The organism is Kutzneria sp. 744 (genome assembly GCF_000568255.1).
Classification (GTDB): Bacteria; Actinomycetota; Actinomycetes; order Mycobacteriales; family Pseudonocardiaceae; genus Kutzneria.
Genome location: NZ_KK037166.1, coordinates 972,138 through 980,214 on the forward strand (window position 1 = coordinate 972,138; position 8,077 = coordinate 980,214).

General features: G+C 72.1%; 7 protein-coding genes. 2 read left to right on the plus strand and 5 right to left on the minus strand.

Annotation, left to right across the window (positions count from 1 at the left end; genetic code table 11):
- From KUTG_RS04240 to KUTG_RS04250, 3 genes are all read right to left on the minus strand, one after another.
- A partial coding sequence (locus KUTG_RS04240; RefSeq protein ID WP_232240654.1) for an ALF repeat-containing protein occupies nucleotides 1-816 on the minus strand: 816 nt, incomplete at its 3' end.
- 186 nt (nucleotides 817-1,002) lie between these two features.
- Nucleotides 1,003-1,512 (minus strand): hypothetical protein, encoded by a 510-nt coding sequence (locus KUTG_RS04245; protein WP_052393914.1) that lies wholly within the window; start codon nucleotides 1,510-1,512, stop codon nucleotides 1,003-1,005.
- 43 nt (nucleotides 1,513-1,555) lie between these two features.
- Nucleotides 1,556-3,097, minus strand: a complete 1,542-nt coding sequence (locus KUTG_RS04250; RefSeq protein ID WP_043715043.1) for an FG-GAP-like repeat-containing protein — start codon at nucleotides 3,095-3,097, stop codon at nucleotides 1,556-1,558.
- A 172-nt stretch (nucleotides 3,098-3,269) separates the two neighbouring features.
- On the opposite strand from KUTG_RS04250, the gene KUTG_RS04255 reads away from it, so the two are divergent.
- Nucleotides 3,270-4,985, plus strand: a complete 1,716-nt coding sequence (locus KUTG_RS04255; RefSeq protein ID WP_052393916.1) for an AfsR/SARP family transcriptional regulator — start codon at nucleotides 3,270-3,272, stop codon at nucleotides 4,983-4,985.
- Here KUTG_RS04255 and KUTG_RS04260 read toward each other — a convergent pair whose 3' ends face one another.
- Nucleotides 4,986-5,951 (minus strand): Lrp/AsnC family transcriptional regulator, encoded by a 966-nt coding sequence (locus KUTG_RS04260; RefSeq protein ID WP_043728239.1) that lies wholly within the window; start codon nucleotides 5,949-5,951, stop codon nucleotides 4,986-4,988.
- Nucleotides 5,952-6,068: 117 nt separating this feature from the next.
- Between KUTG_RS04260 and KUTG_RS04265 the strand changes: the two genes are divergently transcribed.
- Nucleotides 6,069-7,475, plus strand: coding sequence for an FAD-dependent monooxygenase (locus tag KUTG_RS04265; protein ID WP_043715045.1), 1,407 nt, complete (start codon nucleotides 6,069-6,071; stop codon nucleotides 7,473-7,475).
- Here the strand turns inward: KUTG_RS04265 and KUTG_RS04270 are convergent, their stop codons facing one another.
- Complete coding sequence (locus tag KUTG_RS04270; protein ID WP_043715047.1) at nucleotides 7,476-7,967, minus strand: hypothetical protein; 492 nt, start codon at nucleotides 7,965-7,967, stop codon at nucleotides 7,476-7,478.
- Between the last annotated feature and the right edge of the window lie 110 nt (nucleotides 7,968-8,077).

An 8,077-nucleotide genomic window follows, 5' to 3' on the forward strand; every position in this document is an offset into this window, starting at 1 on the left:
CCGAGGCCGCGTTGGCCGCGCCGATCGCCTGCCGGGCTGTCGCGGCGGCCTGGTTCGCCGCGTAGGCCGCCTTGGCCGCTGCGTCCGTGGCCTGGTCTGCGTGGTTGTGGGCCGCTGCGCCGCGTCCTTGGCCGCCTGCGCCGCACGTTGCGCGGCCGCCGCCTCCGTGGCGGCGCGCTCGGACTCCAGCTTCGCTGCCTGAGTCTCGGCGGCCGCCTGGTCTGCGGCCTGCTGAGCCGTCAACACGAGGACAGAGATGCCGGCCGTCTCGGCGTCACGGGCCTGGGCCACCGGCAGGTCGACGGCCAGGAACTGGTTCAGCGCGTCGAGCGTGCCGGCGTCCAACGCCTGCTGCGCGGCCAGCCGCACCTCGGGGCCGCCGGCCGCCATCAGCTGGTTGACCTTGACGGTCTGGTCGATCTCGAACGGCTGCTGCCAGCCGTTGTCCAGGAAGTCCTGGAGGGCCTCCTCGGTGCCGGCGTCCAACGCCTTCTGCCCCGCGGCGCGCACCTGCGCCCCGCCGGCCGACATGACCTGGTTGACCCGCAGGTTCAGGTCGTTGTCGTGCGGCGTCTCCCAGCCGTCGGCCAGGAACGCCGTCAGCGCCGAGTCGGTGCCGGCGTCCAGGGCCTGCTGGCCCGCGGTCTTCGTGGCCGGGCCGCCGGAAGCCATCAGCTGGTTGACGGCGACGTCATGGTCGATCAGGACGTCGGCGGCCTTGAGCCGGTGCAGGAAGTCGCTGACGTCCGCGTCCGACCCGAGCAACGCCGCCTGGGCGTCGCGTTTGGTGACCGGGCCGCCGAGGCGCCACAGCATGAGCGCGGTGGTTCGAGCCTGCGCACTCACACTTGGTCCGGCGTGGCGATCGGTGGCAGCGGGCTCGCCCCGGCCGCCGAAAGCGGCGGGGGGCGAGCGTCGCGATCACCGTCGTCGTCAGAACCAGCGCGAGAGCAGCCCTCAGGCGACCCGGCATCGATCCATCTCCTCGGTGGTGGTCGAACCTCAGGACGAGGCGTCCAGGCGCAGCAGCGTCGTCGCGTCGCCGGGCGGCGACGTGGCGATGCCCACCTGGGTGGTGCCGCTCGGATTGACGTCCACAGTGGACTCGGTCCCGTTGTCGGTGGTGAGCTTGGCCTTCAGCTTGTGGCCCTGCCCGGCCTGGAGGCCGTCACCGCGGATGGAGAACACCGCCGGGATCTTCAAGGTCAGCTGGCCGGTGGCGGCCAGCACGTGGAAGCAGATCCTGCCGTCGTGGTCGGCGCCCACCGGGTCGGTGGAGCGGACCATGATCAGGCCGACGGTGTCGGGCCCGGTCGGGCACTGCGCCAGCACGATGTGGCCGTCGCCGGACACCAGCTGCACCTGCTGCTGGGCCAGGATCTGGGCCGCGCCCGGGTAGGAGAAGTCCTCCACTGTGCTCGGCGGCGCGTCGTCGCTCTGGCCGGCGGCCTGGGCAGTGAACGCGGCGACGAGCGTCGCGCCCGTGGCCAGGACGGCCGCGAGGACCGTCACGCGTCTCGAGGGTCGTCTCATCGCGATTCCTTTCCGGTCCGGGTCACGGCACGTACGGGGTGGGGATGACGACGGGGGCGCCCCACGGCATCTCCGCCCAGCCCTTGGTGTTGGGCCACGTGCGGATCTGGTTGTTCGGGTCGATCGCGACGGCGTCGGGCTTGCCGTCGCCGGTGAGGTCGGCGAAGCGCAGCGTCAGCGGGTTGGTGAAGCCCTCCACCACCCGCACGAGGGTGGGATCCCACGTGTCCTGCACGAAGCCACGGGCGTTGCGCCAGGAGTAGCCGTTGTTGTCGGCCCGCATCTGGACCACGTCGGCCTTGCCGTCGCCGTCCAGGTCGGGGAAGAAGGTGCCGTCGACCGTCATACCCGTGGCGAACTTCGGAATGAAGCCGTTCCACGGCATCTCGGCGAAGCCGGCGCCGTTGTGCCAGGCGCGGACGTCGCCGGTGGCGTCGACCGACAGCACGTCGGACTTGTGGTCGCCGTCCAGGTCGGCCCACTTCAGCCGCCGGCCGTCGGGGAAGCCGGTGGCCACCTTGACGCCGGCCGGCACCGTGGTGTCGAACGGCGACGCGGCGAAGCCCTTGGTGTTGTGCCAGGCGTGCGCGTCGCCGTCGGCCCCGAGCGAGATGAGGTCGGCCTTGCCGTCGCCGTCGAGATCGGCGAAGTAGGTCCGGTCCACCGTCATGCCGGTGGCCACGACCACGTCGGCCGGGTTCCACGTGGTGGCCGAGCCGCCGCCGTCGTTGTGCCAGGCGTGCACGTCGCCGTTCGGGTAGATCACCATCAGCTCGGCCCGGTGGTCGCCGTCCAGGTCGGCCAGGATGAACCGGTTCGGATTGGCGCTCAGCGGCACGGTCTGCTGCGCGATCCACGGGCCGAGGTCGTCGACCCGGGTCACCGTGGCGCCGGTGCGCGTCTCGGTGCTGTCCAGGCAGCCGTGCTGCCAGGACGTGCTGGCGATGCCCACGAGTTCGACGTGGTCGCCGACATCCCGCAGCACGGGGCCACCGGCGTCGCCCTTGCACGGGTCGTTCGCGCCGCCGGTCGCCGCGATCGACGCCGACGTCGCCGCGACGCCCTGCACGGTGTAGCTGGCGGTGTTCAGCCGGGCCGGCACCCAGTCGGTGGCAGTCCGGCCGAAGCCGGCCAACCGCAGCGTGTCACCGGTCGCGGGCGCCGTCACGCCGATCGGCACCGGCGTCTGGGCCGGCACCGGCGTCGACGGGTGGCTGGACAGCACGTGCGCCAGCACCACGTCCCGATCCGGGTACGGCACCAGCCGGTCCACCACCAGATCCGGCACATCGGCGACCTTCGGACCCACCGACACGGTCGTCGGCTGCGGCGGCGGTCCGTCGACCACGGTCGCGCCGAAGCACGCCTTCGCCGTGAGCACCCATCCCTGCGCCACCACCGCGCCGGAGCAGCCGGCGGTGGTGCCGTTGACCACGATTCGCGCGGCGTAGCCGTAACTTCCGTCCGGCGCCGCCGTTCCTCCACTCAGTGCACTGGCCGGCACGGCAACACCGATGACCGCGCCGAGCGCGACCGTCGAGACCGCGAGCTTTCGAAAGCCCACCTTCTGTCCCCTCCCCATGACCGCCGAAACGGCTGCCATCGTGAGGAGGATCCCTTGCGTTTCTCTTGAAAGATCTTCAAATCACCAGTTCAATACCGCTTCGGGACCGTGGTCACGGTCGGCGTCCGCCGGCCGCGAGCACGGTGCACCGTGGGAATCCGGGGGGACGAACATGACGGCGATCGGGCTGCTGGGCGAAGTGACCGCGCACGTCGGCGGGCAACTGGTGGATCTGGGGCCGGCGCGGCAGCGCTGCGTGCTGGCGGCACTGGCCGTGAACAGCGGTCGCGTGGTGCCGCTGGACCGACTGGCCGAGCGCGTGTGGACGCCGGAAACCGCGCCGCAGCGGCGAGGGAGCCTGCACACCTATCTTTCCCGCCTGCGGCGGATCCTCGCGGACGATGACGTCGACATCGCCAGACGCTCCGGCGGATACGTCCTGCTGGCCGGGGCCACGGACCTCGACCGATTTCGTGAGCTGTGCACGCGTGCGCGCGGCGACGCCGACGACGTGCGGGCGGAGCGGCTGCTCACCGAGGCGCTGGAACTGTGGCGCGACGAGGCGCTGACCGGCCTCGACGGCGACTGGGTGCAGGCCGAACGCGACCGCCTGCACCAGGAGCGCTCCGCCGCCGAGCACGCGCTGACCAGCGTGAGACTCCGTCTGGGGCAAGGAGAACAGCTCCTGGCGACGCTGTCCCGCCGCGTCGCGCTGGACCCTTTGGACGAGCTGGCCGCCGGCCAGTACCTGCTCGCTCTTTACCGCGCCGGACGCACCGCGGACGCCCTCGCGTACTACCAGCGGCTGCGCGAACAGCTCGTCGCCGAGCTGGGCACGGATCCCGGCGCGGCCCTTCAGGCCCTGCACCGACAGATCCTCGGGGCCGATCCCGCGCTCGCCGGCGGCTCCCCCACCGTCAACTCCGGCATGCCCGTGCCCCGGCAACTGCCGGCCGCGCCGCTGCCGTTCGTCGGCCGGGACGAGGAGCTGGACCGGCTCGACACGGCCCTGGACGGGGCGCCGATGGTCATCACGGCGGCGGCCGGCGTCGGCAAGACCTCGCTGGCCCTGCACTGGGCCCATCGGCACCTCGACCGGTTCGCCGACGGGCAGCTTTTCGTTGATCTGGAAGGTTTCGGACCAACCGGACAACCCATGACACCAGGTGTGGCGCTGCGCGGACTTCTGGACGCCCTCGGCGTCGATCCCGGCCGCGTCCCGGTCGACGTGCACGCGCAGGCGGCGCTGTTCCGCAGCCTCGTCGCGGGCAAGCGGATCCTGGTGTTTCTGGACAACGCCGCCAGCACCGCGCAGGTCGCGCCGCTGCTGCCCGGCGGCAAGACGTGCACGGTGGTCGTCACCAGCCGCCATCCGCTGCACGCGTTGGTCACCGTCCACTCGGGACGGCCGCTCCTGCTCGACGTGCTGCCCGAGGCCGACGCCCGCGAGCTCCTGTCCGAACGCCTCGGCCCGGCGCGGATCGAGGCCGAGCCGGCGGCGGTGACCGAGCTGGTCCGGCAGTGTGGCGGATTCCCGCTGGCGCTGAGCATCGTCGCCGGGCACGTCGTCACCAATCCGCGCCTGCGGTTGGCCGACCTCCACTCGATCACCCTCGACACGCTCGACCGGGAAGATCTGATGTCCTCGGTCCCGGCCGCGCGGCCGTCTCCCGGCCAGACGCCGGAAACGCTGGAGGAGCTTGGCGGCACGTACGAGGCGGCCGGGCGGCTCGGGGATGCGTGCGAGGTGTGGCAGGAGGCCGTGGAGCTCTACCTGGCGCAGCAGCGCACCGAGGCGGCGGAACAGCTCGGGCAACGCCTGGAGGATCTGGCCGGCCGGACCGGTTCCCTCGTCCTGGACATGGTCGAGCAGATCATGACGGCCTGATCACGACTGGTTGGCCGCCCGCTTGACAGTGCGGATCACCGGCGCGGTCTCGATGTGCGTGATGGCGGGCAGGTCGGCTACGCGGGTGGTGAGGTAGCGGTACAGCGAGCGCTGGTCGGCGCAGACGATGCTGGCGCACAGGTTGGACGGGCCGGTGGTGGCGGCGGCGAAGGCGATCTCGGGGTGCTCAGCCAGGGCGGCGCCGACGACTGCCAGGTGGGCGGGGGCGACCGACAGCCAGAGCAGGGTGCGCGGGCCGACGCCGAACAGGCGGCCGTCGACGTCGATGTCCCAGTACAGCACGCCGCGTTCGCGGAGCTCGGTCATCCGCCGGCGGACGGTGGTGGGCGACCAGCCAGTCACCGAGGCCAGCTGCTCCACCTCGGCCCGGCCGTCGAAAGCCAAGGCGGCCAACAGCTTCCGGTCGCCGTCGTCGAGGCTCACGGGGCCGGGCCGCGACGGCAGCGGCGGCGGGCGGAGGCAGTCGACGGCGGCGGGGTCCAACGAGCCGAGCTTGGCGACGAGGCTGTCTGGGCCGCCGTAGAACGAATGCAGGACGGAGTGGGCGGTCATGCCCTCCACCCGAGGCGTGCGCGGCAGCTTGGCCAGCAGCAACGCCTCGCTGTCGGCCTCGTTCTCGGTGCGCACGGTGCAGACGATCTCCGTGCCGCCGGAGGTGAGGCTCACCCATGATGTGTCGGGCCGCCGGGCCAGCGCCTCGGCGACGGGCACGGAAGCGTTGGGGGCGCAGCGAATCCTCACGAACCAAAGGATCGCCCCGAGCGCGGTCGGATCGACCGCGCCGACGACCCGCAGCGCCCCGACGGAACGCAGCCGGGCGTAACGGCGGGCGATGGTGCGATCCGACACGCCCAGCACCTCGGCGATGAGGCTGAACGGGGCCCGGCCGTTGACCTGGAGGGCGCAGGCGAGCAGCCGGTCGAGCTCGTCGTAGTCGGATTCCACCGTCTTGACGGTAGTGAATGTCGGATCCCACCGCAATCGGGGCCGTTCCTGGCCCGGCGCGCCGACCGGCGGCACCGTTGTCCCCGACGAGAGAACGAACCGAATCGGGGGCATTCCATGGACACCGATGTGCTGATCGTCGGCGCGGGGCCGACAGGCCTGATGATGGCCGAAGAGCTGCGGGTAGCGGGAGTTTCGGCGGTGCTGGTGGACAAACTGCCTCAGCGCAGCGATCTGTCCCGTGCGGGCGGCGTGCAGTCCCGCACGCTGGCGGCACTCGACCAGCGCGGCCTGATGGAACCGTTGCTGGCCCGGGGAGACTTCCCCAAGAGTGCCGGGCACTTCGCCGGCATCCAGCTCCCGCTGGACAACGTCGGCGACCGCCTGCCGTGGCGGTCCGTGCCGCAGGTGGACATCGAGGCGTTTTTCGAGGATCACCTTGCGGCGCACGGAATCCGCGCGCGACGGGATCACGAGCTGGTCGATCTGGCGCAGGACGGCGACGGCGTCACCACCGCTTTTGCCAACGGCACCACCATTCGCAGCCGCTACGTCGTCGCGGCCGACGGCGCCCACAGCAAGGTGCGTTCGTTGCTGCGGGCCGACTTCCCCGGCCGGCCGGGCATCAAGACGGTGATCGCGGCCGACGTGCGGCTGGCCGGCGCCGGCGGGGAGATGTCCCACACCTGGAGCGACGACGGCACCTGGGTGGCGCTGTTCCCGCTCGGCACCGATCCCCAGGGCCGGCCGCTGACCCGGCTGGTCGTGGGCGGCCCGGGCCGGTCGGTGCCCCGGGACACCCCGATCACCGAGGAGGAGCTCCGCGACGGCCTGCGCACCGTCTTCGACGACCGCGTGCAGCTGCTGGAACTCCGCTACTCCCGCCGCATCACCAACGCCGCCCGCCAGGCCGCGCAGTACCGGCACGGCCGGGTGTTCCTGGCCGGCGACGCCGCCCACGTGCACCTGCCGCTCGGCGCGCAGGGCATGAACACCGGCATCCAGGACGCCGTCAACCTGGGCTGGAAGCTCGGCGCCGCCGTGCACGGGTGGGCCCCGCCGCGCCTGCTCGACACATACCACGATGAACGCCACCCGGTCGGGGCGGCGGTGCTGCGCAATGTGCAGGCGCAGAGCCTGATCATGGACTGGCTCGGCACCCGCGACCCCGACGTGATGGCCACCCGCAGCCTGTTCCAGGACCTGGCCCAGCTGCCGGCGGTGCAGCGTCGGCTCGGGGATCTGTTGTCCGGCACGGCCATTCGCTACGAGATGCCCGGCGTCGACACCGGGCACGCGGCGTCCGATGTGGACGGCCTGCACGAGCTGCTGCGCTCCGGGCGCGGCGTGCTGTTCGACCCGGCCGACCAGTTCGGCAAGATCGCCGATCTCTGGTCGGACCGGGTCGACCGGGTCACCATCGGCACGCCGATGCTCGTCCGTCCCGACGGCTACGTGTGCTGGGCCGGCGATCCGGACGAGCTGGAGCCGGCGCTGGGCCGCTGGTTCGGCGAGCCCCGCTGATCAGCTGGTCCCCTCCCCCTGCCCCAGACCGATGCCGGTGCGCCAGGCGGTGACCGAGACGCCGTCCTTCTGGATGTCGATCACGCCGGGCGTGCCGAAGAAGGTGCCCCGCAACGACTTGTCGGGCATGGCCAGCCGGAGGACGCTGACCTTGGCGGCGTTCTCCGGCAGGTCGGGGCGGTTGTAGGCGATCGTGGCGTGCAACGGGCTGTCGGGGCGCAGCGTGAGGATGCCGCCGCGGCCGTTGACGTGCACGGGCAGGTCGCCGTCGGGCCCGGAAGCGGTGATCAGCGGGGTGTCCGGCAGGGCGCAGGTGACGCCGTCGTGGGCCACCAACGTCACGTCGAACGTGCCGAGGCTGAGGTTCTGGCTGAACCCGCCGTAGTAGAAGGACACAAGGTTGACGCCGCACTGCACCGGCGGTGGGGACGCGGCGGCGGTCAAGGCGGGCAGGGCGAGCAGGCCGGCGACGGCCAGGGCGAGGTTCTTCAAGGCAGTCTCCAGAACTCAGAAGGCTTCGAGCCCGTGCGGGGTGCCGAGGCCGGTGGGGCCGTCCCAGCCGGGGCCGGCGTTGCAGACCGACGAGCCGGAGCCGGGGAAGT

Coding starts and splice junctions, on each gene's coding strand:
- KUTG_RS04255 (WP_052393916.1), top strand. CDS start 3,270: ATGACGGCGATCGGGCTGCTGGGCGAAGTGACCGCGCACGTCGGCGGG.
- KUTG_RS04265 (WP_043715045.1), top strand. CDS start 6,069: ATGGACACCGATGTGCTGATCGTCGGCGCGGGGCCGACAGGCCTGATG.